At 63.9% G+C, this 14,108-nt stretch carries 15 protein-coding genes; 6 read left to right on the top strand and 9 right to left on the bottom strand.

Annotated features, from left to right (window positions below):
- Positions 1 to 13: 13 nt before the first annotated feature.
- The 5 genes from ACNJX9_RS29085 to ACNJX9_RS29065 all read right to left on the bottom strand — a co-directional run bounded on the left by ACNJX9_RS29085 (position 14) and on the right by ACNJX9_RS29065 (position 2,637).
- A complete protein-coding gene (locus tag ACNJX9_RS29085; protein ID WP_057753489.1) occupies positions 14 to 586 on the bottom strand; it encodes a DUF1700 domain-containing protein in 573 nt (190 codons plus the stop codon).
- Positions 587 to 910: a PadR family transcriptional regulator gene (locus ACNJX9_RS29080; RefSeq protein ID WP_220000671.1), complete on the bottom strand. Its 324-nt coding sequence runs from the start codon at positions 908 to 910 to the stop codon at positions 587 to 589.
- A 405-nt stretch (positions 911 to 1,315) separates the two neighbouring features.
- Entirely contained in the window at positions 1,316 to 1,672 is a 357-nt protein-coding gene (locus ACNJX9_RS29075; RefSeq protein WP_439405425.1) for a response regulator, read from the bottom strand.
- Positions 1,673 to 1,687: 15 nt separating this feature from the next.
- Positions 1,688 to 2,038 (bottom strand): HGGxSTG domain-containing protein, encoded by a 351-nt coding sequence (locus ACNJX9_RS29070; RefSeq protein WP_439405423.1) that lies wholly within the window; start codon positions 2,036 to 2,038, stop codon positions 1,688 to 1,690.
- Entirely contained in the window at positions 2,035 to 2,637 is a 603-nt protein-coding gene (locus ACNJX9_RS29065; RefSeq protein ID WP_057753483.1) for a hypothetical protein, read from the bottom strand. The genes ACNJX9_RS29070 and ACNJX9_RS29065 overlap by 4 nt, the downstream gene beginning before the upstream one ends.
- 437 nt (positions 2,638 to 3,074) lie before the next feature.
- Here ACNJX9_RS29065 and ACNJX9_RS29060 point away from each other — a divergent pair, with 437 nt between their 5' ends.
- On the top strand, positions 3,075 to 4,202 hold the full coding sequence (locus ACNJX9_RS29060) for a DUF1236 domain-containing protein (protein ID WP_439405422.1): 1,128 nt from the start codon (positions 3,075 to 3,077) through the stop codon (positions 4,200 to 4,202).
- A 45-nt stretch (positions 4,203 to 4,247) separates the two neighbouring features.
- Here the strand turns inward: ACNJX9_RS29060 and ACNJX9_RS29055 are convergent, their stop codons facing one another.
- From ACNJX9_RS29055 to ACNJX9_RS29045, 3 genes are all read right to left on the bottom strand, one after another.
- Entirely contained in the window at positions 4,248 to 5,216 is a 969-nt protein-coding gene (locus ACNJX9_RS29055; RefSeq protein WP_439405421.1) for a lytic transglycosylase domain-containing protein, read from the bottom strand.
- Between the two features lie 170 nt (positions 5,217 to 5,386).
- The gene (locus ACNJX9_RS29050) at positions 5,387 to 6,244 is read right to left on the bottom strand and encodes a VOC family protein (RefSeq protein ID WP_439405420.1); all 858 of its coding nucleotides are present in this window, start codon (positions 6,242 to 6,244) and stop codon (positions 5,387 to 5,389) included.
- A gap of 145 nt (positions 6,245 to 6,389) precedes the next feature.
- On the bottom strand, positions 6,390 to 7,583 hold the full coding sequence (locus ACNJX9_RS29045; RefSeq protein WP_439405418.1) for a urate hydroxylase PuuD: 1,194 nt from the start codon (positions 7,581 to 7,583) through the stop codon (positions 6,390 to 6,392).
- Positions 7,584 to 7,788: 205 nt separating this feature from the next.
- Here ACNJX9_RS29045 and ACNJX9_RS29040 point away from each other — a divergent pair, with 205 nt between their 5' ends.
- Positions 7,789 to 9,099 carry a PQQ-dependent sugar dehydrogenase gene (locus tag ACNJX9_RS29040; protein WP_439410146.1) on the top strand — a complete coding sequence of 437 codons (1,311 nt, stop codon included), beginning with the start codon at positions 7,789 to 7,791 and terminating at the stop codon, positions 9,097 to 9,099.
- 15 nt (positions 9,100 to 9,114) lie between these two features.
- Here ACNJX9_RS29040 and ACNJX9_RS29035 read toward each other — a convergent pair whose 3' ends face one another.
- Positions 9,115 to 9,915, bottom strand: coding sequence for an SDR family NAD(P)-dependent oxidoreductase (locus ACNJX9_RS29035; protein ID WP_439405416.1), 801 nt, complete (start codon positions 9,913 to 9,915; stop codon positions 9,115 to 9,117).
- Between the two features lie 248 nt (positions 9,916 to 10,163).
- Between ACNJX9_RS29035 and ACNJX9_RS29030 the strand changes: the two genes are divergently transcribed.
- From ACNJX9_RS29030 to cyoD, 4 genes are read left to right on the top strand one after another with little or no spacing between them, the layout of a single operon-like run.
- On the top strand, positions 10,164 to 10,997 hold the full coding sequence (locus tag ACNJX9_RS29030) for a hypothetical protein (RefSeq protein WP_057753466.1): 834 nt from the start codon (positions 10,164 to 10,166) through the stop codon (positions 10,995 to 10,997).
- Positions 10,987 to 12,987 (top strand): cytochrome o ubiquinol oxidase subunit I, encoded by a 2,001-nt coding sequence (cyoB, locus tag ACNJX9_RS29025; protein ID WP_439410145.1) that lies wholly within the window; start codon positions 10,987 to 10,989, stop codon positions 12,985 to 12,987. Before ACNJX9_RS29030 ends, cyoB begins: the two co-directional genes overlap by 11 nt.
- The gene (locus ACNJX9_RS29020) at positions 12,987 to 13,628 is read left to right on the top strand and encodes a cytochrome (ubi)quinol oxidase subunit III (RefSeq protein ID WP_439405414.1); all 642 of its coding nucleotides are present in this window, start codon (positions 12,987 to 12,989) and stop codon (positions 13,626 to 13,628) included. Before cyoB ends, ACNJX9_RS29020 begins: the two co-directional genes overlap by 1 nt.
- Complete coding sequence (cyoD, locus tag ACNJX9_RS29015) at positions 13,625 to 14,014, top strand: cytochrome o ubiquinol oxidase subunit IV (protein WP_439405413.1); 390 nt, start codon at positions 13,625 to 13,627, stop codon at positions 14,012 to 14,014. The genes ACNJX9_RS29020 and cyoD overlap by 4 nt, the downstream gene beginning before the upstream one ends.
- Positions 14,015 to 14,108 lie beyond the last annotated feature (94 nt).

Here is a 14,108-nt window from a genome sequence, read left to right as displayed (position 1 = left end):
GGCGCACCTCCTATCAAGTCGGATCTTGTTCTGGCTTGAGCAGCCGGTAGTGCAGCCGGGCGTAATTCCCGAGCAACTTCACGGCGCCGTCGAGCGCCAGCAGCAGGAGTGCGCCGCATCCGACACTGGCCGAGATCAGCCCGATGCCGGCCAGCGCGCGCAGCAGCATCGCGGCGACAGAGGCAAAGTGCCCGATCTTCACGAGGCTCAGCAGCAATCCGAGCCCGACGATGCCGAGCGCGAAGACGACAAGGCCGATCACCAGCATGATCAGGGCGACAGTGAACAGCAGCGGCAGCAGGAACAGAATATCGACTGTGGCCAGTCCCCCCAGCGCGAGCAGGGCGGCGGCGGAGTTGCGTGGGGTGCGGTGATTTTCCCAATGACGCAGCCCGGTCTCGGCGCGCAGCTCGCGCGCCAGCCGCCTGGGGTCGCCGAGCGCGGCTGCCACATCGGCCTCGCTTCGCCCGGCCGCCTCGGCTTCGTCGAAATAGGACATGTAGTCGGCGAGGATGTCGTCGATCTCCCGCGCTGGAAGTCCGGCGAGCCCGTCATTGAGGACAGTCAAGAAGGCGACGCGGTTCATTCAGCGTTCTCCCAGCAACTGGTTGACGGCATCCGTGAACGTCCGCCACTCGCGCTTCTGCGCCGCGAAGGCGGCGCGGCCGGCGGGGGTGAGCCGATAATATTTGCGAGGCGGGCCGCTGTTCGATTCGGCGAGGCGCGTATCGACGAGCCCGTCGTCCTGCATGCGCCGCATCAGCGGGTAGATCGTTCCTTCTCCCATGCCGACGCCGGAAGCGAGCGCGCTGGCAATCTCATAGGCATAGCTTTCGCCGCGCGCCAACAGCGCCAGCACGCACAGTTCGAGTGCACCTTTCTTGAGCTGGACTTGGTTCTGTTCGGTCATGGCAGCTGCGCGGTTGGTCGTGGAGACAACATATTGCAAGGTACCTTTTAATGCAAGGTACATCTCTATAAAAGGTAGCGCCCCGGCTGTCGCGAGCGCGGCCGGCGCGATCACGTTTGCTGGAGGGAAGAGAACAAAGGGGCTGTCATCTACAGGTGAACGGGAGGCTGCACCGGGCTCCCGCATCGCTCAGGCGGTGTCTGCGGGCTTGCTCCCGCCCTCTCCCGCCTGCTTGCGGGAGAGCATAGGCCGCCTTCGGCGGCCGTCCTTCCAAAGGACGCCGAGGCTATGCACGCCCCGGGGCGATGCGAAGCATCGTCTCGCGCGTGGCAAGCGATAGCCCTGCGCCAAGGCGCAGTGGGTTTCGTTGACGCGCTACAAATCCTACGAGCTGCGAACCATCGACTATTGCCCGGCTTCCGCCAGCAGCGTTGTCGCATAGACCGGCTTGGTGAGGAATGTCGCGCCGGGCGGCAGGGGACGCGGCAGCGGATGACCCGAGATCACGATGATCCGCATGCCGGCGTTCTGCTGCTGGGCAAAGTGCGCGAGCTCCACGCCGTCCATCTTGCCCACCAGACTGATGTCCGTGACCATTAGCGAAGGGTGCCGTGCTTTCAGCGCCATTGCTGCGGTCTCTGCATCCTCGCATTGGAGTACCTGGAAATTGCTCTCCTCGAGCAGCAGCGCGAGCATCTCGCGTTGAATGTCGTCATCTTCGACGACGATCGCGGTCGGGCGGATCGGCTTTGATGGGCCCATGACGCACCTCGCTTTCTAACTTTTGTTAATTGCCGAGGGGCAGTTCTGTTCCGGCGTAAAATGGGTTCCGCCCGGGCGCGGGTTGCCGTCTGCTTCCGGCTGTGCAGGCAACTGGCAGAGCAAGTGCTCCGCCTCAGCCAAGATGGTGCGGACAAATCTCCGCTCCTCGATCGCCTCGCTGGTGAAGTAGCCGTGCTTGAGGGCATTGCTGTTTCCATCAGGCGCGCCGGATCCCCATGCGCCGCCGTGCATGCGGCAGCGCATCCTGCCGCGCAGCGCCGGCGCGCGGCAGGCGTCACCATTGCGTGTTTGCGCGCCGCAACGCCGGCTCGTTCGCATCGCGCAGGTGTTGCGGGCGTGGCTCATGCCGGGAGAGCCGCCGCATCCACAAAGCCGGGCTGCGCAGCGATCAGGTTCGTGTGCTGCGTGAAGTTGCCGACCACGGCCTTGCCGCCGTCCTGCACCGAGAGATTCTGCACCGTGATCGCGCAGCCGCCGCTGCTGCGGTGACGGTTCAGCGCCTCGATCTGCGCCGCGAAGGTGCGTGACAGCCGAGTCATGGCGCGGGTGAGGCTCTCCTGCTGCTGCACATCGTCGGTGCAGGCGAGGCGGCAGGCGCAGCGCATGGTCGCGACCTGAATGCTGACCATCTGCGCCGCCAGCATGGATTCGAGCGAATCCCTCGGCGCGATGCTCTTCAGTGTCGAGACCATGAAGGCGAGGTTGCCTTGGTCGGGCTTGCGCGCGACGACGCTGGCCTTCACCAGCTGGCTCAACAGGCCATGCAGCGCGTCGCGGTCGGCGGCGCCGAGCGCCTCGGCCAGCAGCGCTTCGCCGGTGTTCGTATCAGGGTGTTCGATCACGATGCGCCGGCGACGGAGCTTGACTTTCGGGCTGGCAATGATCGCGGCGCGATTGCTGGCTGCGATGGCCGTCGTTTCGGGAGAGGTCAGGGATGTGGTCATGCGATGTGTCCTTTGCCGGCGCAGGCGCGCGGCCTCGCGGCGAGCGAAGCCGATCGGGCGTCTACTGATGCGGCGGTTGAGATTTTTCAGGTGGAGATGAGACGTTGTCGCGCAGCCTGGTCGAGCGCGCCGCCCCGTTGGGCGGAGCTGGACAGGGCCTGATAGCGCGATGATGCCACCATACTCCTGTTTTGCCCGACGGGTCAAAGCGATTTTCTGAAATTCAGCAGTCGCCCGCGCGAAGGGCCCTCGATCTGGCGGGCGCCGGCTACTGTGCATGGGGTTGTTTTCGACGGCCCGGGATGCCGGCGCTTGTCGATGGCATCCGCAAGGTTCCGCGCCGGTGAAGCGCCCGGTTCTCGTCCGGGAAAAACTGGAACCTCGTTTCTTAACGCAGGTTAGTAGCCAATATTTGTCGGGACAAAAGGGAGAGAACCATGATCCGCCTGTTGGCCACCACCGCATTGGGACTTGTGCTGGCGAACGCCGCCTTTGCGCAAGCGCCGAACACGACCTCGCAGCAATCCGCACCATCGCAAGACAAATCCGCGACGCCCTCCACCACCACGCCATCGGGGACGGCTCAGTCGCAGCAGACCAGCTCGCAGCCGCAGCAGCCCTCGACGTCGGGACCGTCGGCACAGAATAACCAGAGCACCGCACCATCTTCCGCATCCCCCGGTTCCGGGACCAACGCGGCCAACAACACGGATACATCGTCACGGCCGCAGACCGGTACGGCGAGCTCGAGCCCGGCCAATCCGCCCGCGAGCCAGCAAAGCGCCAATCCGCCTGCGACGAACACCAACCAGGCACAGGATCGCAGCCAGCCGCCCGCCAACACCAACAACCAGGCGCAGCAGGCGCCGAGCGCGACCGGAACCAATCAGGCTCAGCAGGCGCCGGCTAACAACCAGGCTCAGCAGGCGCCGAGCAGCAACCAGGCGCAGGGCGCGCGCACCGACACCAATTCGCAGATGGCTGCCCGAACCGACGTCAAGCTCGACCGGCAGCAGGAGACCAAGATCAGCGCCTCGATCTCGCACCTGAACGTGCGGCCGCTGACCAACGTGAATTTCTCGCTGAACGTCGGCACGGTGGTGCCGCGCGACGTGCAGCTGGCGACGCTGCCGCCTGACGTCGTGGAGATCGTGCCGCAATATCGCGGCTACAGCTTTGCACTGGTCAAGGACGAGATCGTCATCGTCGATCCCGCCACCTACAAGATCGTAACGGTGCTGCCGTACTCAGGGCAATCCACCGCGACGACGACAACGACGACGCGCGAGCGCAGCGCCAGCAAGTTCTCGGATCGGGATCGCGAGGTCATCCGCAAGCACGTCAAGGCGCGCCCCGAGCGGAGCGAAGTGCGGACCACCGGCAGCACCGCGCGCACCGAGATTCATGTCGGCGATCGCGTTCCTGACAGTGTCGAGGTCGAGGAGTTCCCGAGCACCGTCTACCAGGACGCGCCGGGTCTGCGGGACTACCGCTACATCCATCGTGACACGCGGACCTATGTCGTCGAGCCTCACGAGCGTCGCGTGATCGAGGAGGTCGAGTAGCCGCCGCAGGAAGCCGCTCCATCGAGCGGCTTCCTGATCCATGCATCAGCCCGAGGAGCGCTCGCGCGCCGCCAAGCGGACGGCGTGGGCCTTCGCCCCCTTCGCTCCGCCCTTGGCGCGGGCCGCGATCATGCTGCGCGCCTTGCCGCGGGCGGCGCCGCCCTTGCGGAGCAGGGACACGAGATGCTTGCGGGCGCGATTGGCCGCGAGCCGCGCCGCCAGCTGCTCGGACCTGCGAATGATGCTGGCCGTCGAGGGCGTGAGGCTCGCGGGCACCCAGGCAACGTCCCTGATTTTGGAGAGGCTGCCGACGCCCTCGCACGGTGCCTCGCGCGGCAGGTCGATCCGGATCGCCAGCGCATCCGAACGCTCGATCCAGTCTTCGGCTTTGGTGCCGGTGATGATGCGGACATAGTCGCGCGTCTCGCGCGGCAGCTCGCTCTCCCTGGCGAGCCATTTCTGGATCCGGCCGGGGCCGGCGTTGTAGGCGGCTGCGGCGAGGCCGAGATTGCCGAAATCATCGCGAAGCTTGCGCAGGAATCTTGCCGATGCGGGCAGCGCCTTCATGGGATCGAAGGGATCGTCGAGCCCCATCTCGGCGGCGGTCTCCGGCATGAACTGCGCAACGCCTTGTGCGCCAGCCTGGCTGACCTCGTTGGATTTGAAGCGGCTCTCCTGCCAGAGCAGGCGGGCAAAGAACGGCACGGGAATGCCGCTCTCCTCCGCCGCTTGCTTCAGCGCGCGGCAGAATTGTTCAGTCGGGGACGGCGGAGTCTCCGCGGCAGTTTCGACTGCGGGCTCCGGCTCGATCGTCTCCTCGTAGGACGCACGCGCATTGGCAAGTTCGATGGCCTGTACGCTGGCGAGGAAGAGGTCGACGAGCGGCACCAAGGAGGGCGCGCGATCGGACTTCGGCGTGGCCTGGTCGACATGTGAGATTTGCCATGTCGGCTCCGGGCTGACGTCGCACATCAGAAGCAGGAACGCAGCGCAAGCCGCGACGAGAAATCGCATCTCGGTAAGAGTCCTCGAACTGTGGGGAACGACCAGCGAGCGCTGGTGACAAGGACTTCTTAACCGTAATTGCGGCGAAGCTGCGATTCCGAAAGACCACCGGTGTTAGTACGGTGTTCCCGTCGCAGGAACGCGCGTGGCCGCTTCCGCGGTTCCACAGCAGCTCAGGATCAGCCGGCGATGAAGGCGATCAGGGTGCCATTGGCCTTGGCCGGGGGCACGACGATTGCCGCTCCGCTGCGAACGCCTGCCGGGCCGAGTGCCTTCTCGGTCGCTGCGAGATCGCCGCTGACGAGCACCAGCGCTGCGCCGCCGCGCCCTGAGAGGCCAGCGAGCGGCACGCCGGGATAGCGCTTGCCGAGCTGCTCCAGCGTCAGATAGACGAAGTCGGCGCGGTCGCCGCCTGAGGGCACTGTCACTGCGCCGTCAGCTCCTGCCTTCGGCTCGCGATCGATCAGCCGCGCCAGATGAGCGGCTTCCGCTGCGGGCTCGGGCGCCGCGATCAGCACCTGGCTGATCCGCTTCGCCGCGTTGGCGTGCTTCATCAGCTCGGGAATCCACACCGTCTCGCGGGTCTTGTGCTGACAGGCGAAGATGCGCACGCCGCCGGGCGCTTCGGCGGTTGGCCACATGAAGGTGCGGAATTTGGCGGCCGAGACCGTGCCGTCAGGCAGTGTCACCGGACGCTCGAAATCGGTCGGGCCAACAGGCGTGAAGCCGCGTGCGCGGATTTCCTCGGCACCTTCTGTGGAATCGATCGCGGTGAAGGCGATGCGCTCGATGCCTTCACCCTGTCGCTCGACAAAGGCGCGCGCCGGCGCATTGTGCTCGGTTGCGACCAGCACGCCGAGCAGCTCCATATAATCGGGGTCGAACATGATGGTGTAGTTGCCGGTGCCCATATGCGCGCTGTGGGTGCCCCGCGGCGACAGCGTGAAGCCAAGCTGGCGATAGTTCTCGGCAGCCTTGTCGAGGTCCTTCACCATGACCACGGCGTGGTCGATACCGATGACATTCTTGAGGGCCACTGTGATTTCCCCGGCAATTGCGAACTGACTCTGGACGGCCTGCGGCCGCCGGTCCTGTCTACGCCGGATAAGCGCCCAAGTCATTTTCAAATCGGGGGGGAGATGCGGATTTTCATTCCGCGAACGCGGCATCGACGCGTTGTGTTCAGCGATGCTGCTCGCCGATATAGGCGGCGAGGACGGCGCGCTCCTCGCTGGTCATCTCGGTGATATTGCCCGGCGGCATCGCATTGGACCAGGCCGCGACGCGCCCGATCAGGCGGATGTTGCGATGGATGTGCTCGGGTGCATCGAGCAGGATGCCCCTCGGCGCGGTGACGATGCCGGCCCAGACCGGCTCGGCAGCATGGCACATGCTGCAGCGGGACATCACGATCTCCTCGACATTGGCGAGTGTCGGCTGCGTCGACAGCGCGCCGGTCTTGACCTCGCGCGGGCCAGCTGCGGAGAGAAAAAGGATCGCGATCGCGCCGGCTGCCGCCACGCCCCATACCCACCATGGCGATTTGCGTCCGGCATGGCCCTCGTTGAAGAAGTGGCGGATCACCGGTCCGAGCGCCAGCACGATCGCGACGATGATCCAGTTGAAGCGCGTGGCGTAGAGCAGGGGATAGTGATTGCTGATCATCAGCACGACGACCGGCAGGGTCAGATAGTTGTTGTGGACCGAGCGCTCCTTGCTGGTCTTGCCGAGCTTCGGATCGGGCGCCTGGCCTGCGATCAGGCTGGCCACGATCTTCTTCTGGTTCGGAATGATCACCGCGAAGACGTTGGCGACCATGATGGTGCCGATCAGCGCGCCGATCTGGTTGAAGGCGCCGCGGCCGCTGAGCACGTGGGTGAAGGCGTAGGTCAGCGCGACCAGGAACAGATAGCCGCCGATGGCGAAGGGCAGCTCGCGCTGCGCAAGCCCGGTGCGGCAGGCGGCCTCGTAAAGCAGCCACGCCAGTGCAAGGCTGCCGAAGCTGAAAAGCCCGGCCTGCAAAGGCGTGAGATCGAGGATCGACTTGTCGACCAGGAACAGGTCGGCGTCGAGATAATACACCACCACCATCAGCGCGAAGCCGGACAGCCAGGTGGTGTAGGCCTCCCATTTGAACCAGGTCAGTTCGTCCGGCATCTGGGCGGGAGCCACGAGATACTTCATGATCCGGTAGAAGCCGCCGCCATGGACCTGCCAGGCCTCGCCCTGCACGCCGTCAGGCAAATCGCTCCTGGGCTTGAGACTGAGGTCGAGGGCGATGAAATAGAACGAGCTGCCGATCCAGGCGATCGCGGCCACCACGTGCAGCCAGCGCAGCAGCAGGCCCGCCCATTCCGATACGATCGATCCCCACATGATCACCCCATCAATCGCGACACCGATGCCCCAGCTTTGATGACCGCAACCTGCGGCCGCGCCCTTACAATCTGTTGCACCGATCCGCGCCGTTTTCCAGTACGATGGATCACACCGTCTGCACATCGTGCGGGCATGAGCTGACGAGGGATTTGGCAGATAAGTCCGGGAGGAAGGTGGCGTGAAGATTCATGTTGCGCACATGATGCTGTCCGCATGGCTGTTGAGCGTCTGCACCGTTGCCCAAGGCGAGGCCATGCTGCAGGGCAAGGATGCCTATGGTAGTTGGCAGGCCGACAAGCCCGGTACCGTCAGACTGATCCGCCCGCAGGATCTGGCCAAGCCCGGAGCCACGCCCTCGGTCTCAAATCCCACGCGCGTGACCGCGCGCGGCAGCGCGACACCTGATGTGCCTGACGGATTCAAGATCGAGCTTTTGGCTGACGGCCTCTCCGACCCCCGCGTGCTGCGCGTCGCGCCCAATGGCGATATCTTCGTTGCCGAGACCGGGCCGGGGCGCATTCGCGTGTTGCGTCTCGCAGAGGGCCGCAAGGTTGCGAGCAACGAGGTCTTTGCCAGCGGGCTCACCCGACCGTTCGGCATCGCCTTCTTCCCGAATGGTGACAATCCGCAATGGGTCTATGTCGCCAATGCCGGCAACGTCGTCCGCTTTGCCTATCGTGCCGGCGACCTGAAGGCCTCGGGCAAGGCCGATGTGGTGGTGGCCAACCTGGCGCATGGATCGGGCCATTCCACCCGCGACATCGTGTTCACGCCTGACGGCAAGCGCATGCTGGTGTCGGTCGGCTCCGCCAGCAATGTCGCCGAGGGCATGGGCAGCCCGCCCGGGGGGCTCGAGACCTGGGCGCACACCCAGGCGCTCGGTGCGTCCTGGGGCTATGAGGCGGAGCGTGCCGCGGTGCTCTCGTTCACCCCCGAGGGCAAAGACCGCAAGCTTTACGCCACCGGCATACGCAACTGCGTCGGCCTTGCGATCCAGCCGCAGACCGGCATGCCCTGGTGCTCGACCAACGAGCGCGACGGACTCGGCGACGATCTCGTGCCCGACTATGTCACCAGCGTGAAGGAGGGCGCCTTCTACGGCTGGCCCTGGTTCTACATCGGCGGCAATGAAGACCCGCGTCATGCCGGCGCGCGGCCGGACCTCAAGGACAAGGTGACGGTCCCTGATGTGTTGATCCAGCCGCATTCGGCATCGCTCGGCATGACCTTCTACCAGGGCACGCTGTTTCCGTCCGAATATCAGGGCGACGCCTTCGCCGCCGAGCACGGCTCCTGGAACCGCTCCAAGCGCACCGGCTACAAGGTGATCCGCATCAGGCTGAAGGACGGCAAGCCGACTGGCGAATACGAGGATTTTGTCACGGGCTTTGTCGTGAACGACAGCCAGGTGTGGGGGCGGCCGGTGGGGATCGCGGTGGCCAAGGATGGATCGCTGCTGATTTCGGAAGATACTGGCGGCACGATCTGGCGGGTGACAAGCGCGCCGCGATGATCGTGCTTGCCGCCCTCATCCCCGCCGCACACTCGCTCCGCCATCCACCGGCAGCGTCACGCCGGTGATGAAATTCGCCTCATCCGACGCCAGGAACAGCGCGGCATTCGCGACGTCCCAGCCAGTGCCCATCTTCTTGCGCAGCGGTACCTTGCTGTCGCGCTCGGCTTCGACCTCGGCGCGGGTCCTGTGCCATTCGCGGGCGCGGGTATCGACAGCCATCGGCGTGTTCATCAGGCCGGGCAGGATGACGTTGGCGCGGATACCGTATTCGGCGTTCTGGTAGGCGAGCTGCTCGGTGAAGGCGATCATGGCCGATTTCGTCGCCTTGTAGGCGACGTAGGGATAGGTGGTGATCGCTGCCATCGACGAAATGTTGATGATGGCCCCGCTCTCCTGCGCACGCATGATCGGGATCACTTCCTTGGCCGCGAGGATGCAGCTCTTCAGATTGATGGCGACGACGCGATCGAACGCCTCCTCGGTGATTTGCAGCAGGTCGGCGTCGCCGCCGGCGAGGCTGACGCCGACATTGTTGTGCAGCACGTCGATCCGGCCCCAGCGCGATATGGCATCTGCTACCATCGCCTTGATGTCGGCGGACTTGGTCACGTCGGCCTTGAAGGCCGCGGCGGTCCCGCCTTTTGCGGTGATTATCGCAACCGTTTCCTGCGCCGATTCCAGGTGGTGATCGACACAAAGCACCTTGGCGCCCTCGCGCGCGAAGGTCAGCGCGGTGGCGCGGCCGTTGCCCATGCCTTCGCCGGGGCTCTGGCCGGCGCCGACGACGATCGCAACCTTGTCTTTGAGGCGCATCTCACTTCGCTCCCTGGATCGATACATCGCATTATTTTCGTGCACATTAGCAATCGATCCGATCCGAGAGAAGGGCGTGCTCCTGCGTTCATGTCATTGACATCACACGGAATTGCATGCTGCGGCCGGCTCATCGGGCATGGCTGCTCTTTGCTGTTCGGGAACTGTTCTGAGGTCGCGGCGTTTGTTGCGGAGCCTTTTCCGCGCTAGGCTCTCTTCGGGGCTTCCCAATCGCCAGTGGCTTGCCGATGAATCTGCTCGATCCACAAGGGCCGGTGGCTGCCGCCAACAGCACCATCCTGGTCGATTCCGTCTTCATCATGCTCGCGATCGTGGTGCCAACCATTGTCGCGATCGTCGCTTTTGCGTTCTGGTTTCGCGCCTCGAACACGAGAGCACGCTTCCAGCCGGACTTCGTCTATTCCGGCCGCGTCGAGATGGTGGTGTGGTCGATCCCTGCGCTGACCGTTATCCTGCTCGGCGGCGTCGCCTGGATCGGCTCGCACCAACTCGATCCCAGAGCACCCGTGCCAGGCACCGGCAGTCCGGTGCGGATCCAAGCCGTCTCGCTCGACTGGAAATGGCTCTTCATCTATCCCGACCAGCGCATTGCGACCGTCAACAGTTTGACAATTCCCGCAGGTGCCGAACTGAATTTCCAGCTGACATCGTCGAGCGTGATGAACGTGTTCTTCATCCCGCAGCTCGGCAGCATGATCTACACCATGAATGGCATGGTGACGAACTTGAACCTGCGTGCGGACAATGAGGGCAAGCTGCAAGGCCTCTCGGCGCATTTCTCCGGCGACGGCTTTCCCGACATGATGTTCGACGTCAACGTGGTCTCGCCGCTCTCATTTCCGGACTGGGTCGCAACCACCGCGAAGACCGATGCCGTGCTGAACGAGGACAGCTACAAGAAGCTGATGCAGCAGGGCATCGAGAAGGGCAGGCCGACCTATCGGCTCGACGATCCGCGCCTGTTCGACCTGATCGCAACCCAGCACATTCCGCCAGGGCCGGGGCCGGAGCTCGTCTCCGATGCAGGCCGTTCCCACACTGGAGGCGTTGATGCTCGGTAAGCTCGACTGGTCCGCCATTCCGTTTGATCAACCTATTCCCTTGATCGCGGGTGGCGTGGTGCTGGTTGCGATCCTGGCAGTGCTGATCTGGGTCGTCGTGAAAGGGCATCTGCCCTATCTCTGGCACGAATGGATCACCAGCGTCGATCACAAGCGGATCGGCGTCATGTACATCCTGCTGGCCTCGGTGATGCTGCTGCGTGGCGGCAGCGACGCCATAATGATGCGGATTCAGCAGGCGATCGCCTATCAGTCGCAAGGCTATCTGCCGCCGGAGCACTATAACCAGATCTTTTCTGCGCACGGTACCATCATGATCTTCTTCGTGGCGATGCCGTTCGTGATCGGACTGATGAACCTCGTCGTGCCGCTTCAGCTCGGCGTCCGCGATGTCGCGTTTCCGACCCTCAATTCGGTCGGCTTCTGGCTCACCGCGACAGGTGCCCTGCTGGTCAATCTGTCGCTCGTGATCGGCGAATTCGCCCGCACCGGGTGGCTGGCCTTTCCGCCGCTGTCGGAACTGTCCTACTCGCCGGGTGTCGGCGTCGACTATTACGCCTGGTCGCTCCAGATCTCCGGTGTCGGGACGCTGGTCGCCGGAATCAATCTTGTCACGACAGTGCTGAAGCTGCGGACCAAGGGCATGAACTATCTGCGCATGCCGATGTTCTGCTGGACCACGCTGGCCTCGAACCTCCTGATCGTCGCGGCGTTCCCGATCCTCACAGCGACGCTCGCGATGCTGCTGCTCGACCGTTACCTCGGCTTTCATTTCTTCACCAATGAAGCCGGCGGCAACGTCATGATGTTCATGAATCTGATCTGGGCCTGGGGGCATCCGGAGGTCTACATTCTGGTGCTGCCGGCCTTCGGCATCTTCTCCGAGGTGGTCTCGACCTTCTCCGGCAAGGCGCTGTTCGGCTACCGCTCCATGGTGCTTGCGACCATGGCGATCTGCGTCATCTCCTTCATGGTCTGGCTGCATCACTTCTTCACCATGGGCGCAGGCCCCGACGTCAACGCCATCTTCGGCATCGCCAGCATGATCATCGCGGTGCCGACGGGCGTGAAGATCTACAATTGGCTGTTCACGATGTATGGCGGTCGCATCCGCTTTGCGACGCCGATGCTGTGGGCGGTCGGCTTCATGGTCACCTTTATCATTGGCGGATTGACCGGCGTGCTGGTCGCGGTACCGCCGGCGGACTTCATGCTCCACAACAGCATGTTCCTGGTGGCTCATTTCCACAACGTTATCATCGGCGGCGTGCTGTTCGGCGCCTTTGCCGGCTTCGAATACTGGTTTCCCAAGGCATTCGGTTTCCGTCTCGACGAGCGCTGGGGCAAGCTGGCGTTCTGGTTCACCTTCACAGGCTTCTGGATCACCTTCGTGCCGCTCTATGCTGCCGGCATGCTCGGCATGACGCGGCGCTTGCAGCACTATAATGTTGCGGAGTGGCGACCGTGGATGATCGTGGCGGCCATCGGCATGGCCGTGCTGTCGATCGGCGTGATCTGCCAGATCATGCAACTCGTGGTCAGCATTCGCAACCGCGAGGCGTTGCGCGACCGCACCGGCGATCCCTGGGACGGCCGCTCGCTGGAATGGGCGACCTCGTCGCCGCCGCCGGTGTTCAACTTCGCCTTCCATCCTGATGTCCGCGGCGAGGATGCCTATTGGGACATGAAGGCCTTGGCCCTGCAGCAGTCGTTCCAGCACGAAGTACCTGAATATCACGACATCGAAATGCCCCGGAATTCGCCGACCGGCTTCGTCTGCGCGTTCTTCGCCACGATCATGGGCTTTGCGCTGATCTGGCACATCTGGTGGATGGTGATTTTGGGCGGCATCGGCGCCTTCGCGACCTTCGTCGTGTTCGCCTGGCGCGACCATGACGAATACGTCATTCCGGCAGCCGAAGTCGCCGCGATCGACCGCGTCAATCTCGAGGAGCGGCGCAGCCTCGTCAGCATGGCGGGGGCGATCTGATGTCGATGACCGCAACCGCCGGCCGCGCACATGCCGATCCCCATCACATCGGTCTTGTCATCGAACATCCCGGACCCGCGCCGAAGCGGATCGTGACCGCCTATGGCTTCTGGGTGTTCCTGCTCTCCGACATCGTGATGTTCTCCTGCTTCTTTGCCGCTTACGCCGTGCTGGTCAACCAGACCGCCGACGGTCCGAAGGGCTCGGAGATTTTTGAGCAGCGCAACGTCGCGGTCGAAACCGTCTGCCTGCTGTTGTCGAGCTTCACCTGCGGTATGGCCAGCATCGCCGCCGACGTGCGCAACCGGTTGTGGTTCTATCTCGGCATGGCCATAACCTGCGTGCTCGGGCTGATCTTCCTCGCCATCGAGTTCAGGGAGTTCGCCGACCTCGTCTCCCGCGGTTATGGGCCATCGCGCAGCGCCTTCCTGAGCGCGTTCTTCTCGCTGGTCGGCTGCCACGGCCTGCATGTCTCGGCCGGCGTGCTCTGGCTGCTCACCATGATGGCGCAGGTCTTCGCCAAGGGCTTTCGCGCCGATGTGCTGCGCCGGATGATGTGCTTTGCGCTGTTCTGGCATGCGCTCGACATCATCTGGGTCGGGGTGTTTTCCGTCGTCTACCTGCTAGGGGGTGGCGCATGAGCGATCAGACGCATATGCCGGCCGGACATGATCTTGCGCCGGGCGAGGAAGAGCAACACAGTGTCGGCGAGCGGGTGCTTGGCTATGTCGTCGGGCTTGGCCTGGCGCTCATACTCACGGCGACCTCGTTCTTCATCGCGGGGACCGATCTGGTTTGGCAGCCATCGATCCCCGTCGCGCTGATCGTGCTCGCGATCGCGCAGATGGGCGTGCATCTGGTGTTCTTCCTGCACATCACCACGGGCCCGGACAATACCAACAATGTGCTGGCGCTGGCCTTCGGGCTGCTGGTCGTCGTCCTGGTGGTTGGGGGCACCGTCTGGATCATGGCGCATCTCAACCAGAATATGCCGCCGATGGATCAGTTCATCCGGATGCACAGCTAGCGCTGTACAAAAAAGAAGGGCCGCTTGTGAGTGACAAGCGGCCCAAGTCTAGGGAGGAAACGCCCGAGCAAGGACAATCCGATGGGGATCGTCT

Source organism: Bradyrhizobium sp. BLXBL-03 (assembly GCF_051853015.1).
In the GTDB taxonomy this organism is placed as follows: Bacteria; Pseudomonadota; Alphaproteobacteria; order Rhizobiales; family Xanthobacteraceae; genus Bradyrhizobium; species Bradyrhizobium manausense.
The sequence above is the reverse complement of the archived record's forward strand: the minus strand, read 5'-3'. Positions and strand labels throughout refer to the sequence as shown.

What these genes read in the sequence shown, in the direction of transcription:
- ACNJX9_RS29065 (WP_057753483.1), bottom strand. Translation starts at nt 2,637, where the DNA reads ATGACCACATCCCTGACCTCTCCCGAAACGACGGCCATCGCAGCCAGC.
- ACNJX9_RS29030 (WP_057753466.1), top strand. Translation starts at nt 10,164, where the DNA reads ATGAATCTGCTCGATCCACAAGGGCCGGTGGCTGCCGCCAACAGCACC.
- cyoB (WP_439410145.1), top strand. Translation starts at nt 10,987, where the DNA reads ATGCTCGGTAAGCTCGACTGGTCCGCCATTCCGTTTGATCAACCTATT.
- ACNJX9_RS29080 (WP_220000671.1), bottom strand. Translation starts at nt 910, where the DNA reads ATGACCGAACAGAACCAAGTCCAGCTCAAGAAAGGTGCACTCGAACTG.
- ACNJX9_RS29085 (WP_057753489.1), bottom strand. Translation starts at nt 586, where the DNA reads ATGAACCGCGTCGCCTTCTTGACTGTCCTCAATGACGGGCTCGCCGGA.
- ACNJX9_RS29045 (WP_439405418.1), bottom strand. Translation starts at nt 7,583, where the DNA reads ATGTGGGGATCGATCGTATCGGAATGGGCGGGCCTGCTGCTGCGCTGG.
- ACNJX9_RS29060 (WP_439405422.1), top strand. Translation starts at nt 3,075, where the DNA reads ATGATCCGCCTGTTGGCCACCACCGCATTGGGACTTGTGCTGGCGAAC.
- ACNJX9_RS29055 (WP_439405421.1), bottom strand. Translation starts at nt 5,216, where the DNA reads ATGCGATTTCTCGTCGCGGCTTGCGCTGCGTTCCTGCTTCTGATGTGC.
- ACNJX9_RS29035 (WP_439405416.1), bottom strand. Translation starts at nt 9,915, where the DNA reads ATGCGCCTCAAAGACAAGGTTGCGATCGTCGTCGGCGCCGGCCAGAGC.
- cyoD (WP_439405413.1), top strand. Translation starts at nt 13,625, where the DNA reads ATGAGCGATCAGACGCATATGCCGGCCGGACATGATCTTGCGCCGGGC.
- ACNJX9_RS29040 (WP_439410146.1), top strand. Translation starts at nt 7,789, where the DNA reads ATGCTGTCCGCATGGCTGTTGAGCGTCTGCACCGTTGCCCAAGGCGAG.
- ACNJX9_RS29020 (WP_439405414.1), top strand. Translation starts at nt 12,987, where the DNA reads ATGTCGATGACCGCAACCGCCGGCCGCGCACATGCCGATCCCCATCAC.
- ACNJX9_RS29070 (WP_439405423.1), bottom strand. Translation starts at nt 2,038, where the DNA reads ATGAGCCACGCCCGCAACACCTGCGCGATGCGAACGAGCCGGCGTTGC.
- ACNJX9_RS29075 (WP_439405425.1), bottom strand. Translation starts at nt 1,672, where the DNA reads ATGGGCCCATCAAAGCCGATCCGCCCGACCGCGATCGTCGTCGAAGAT.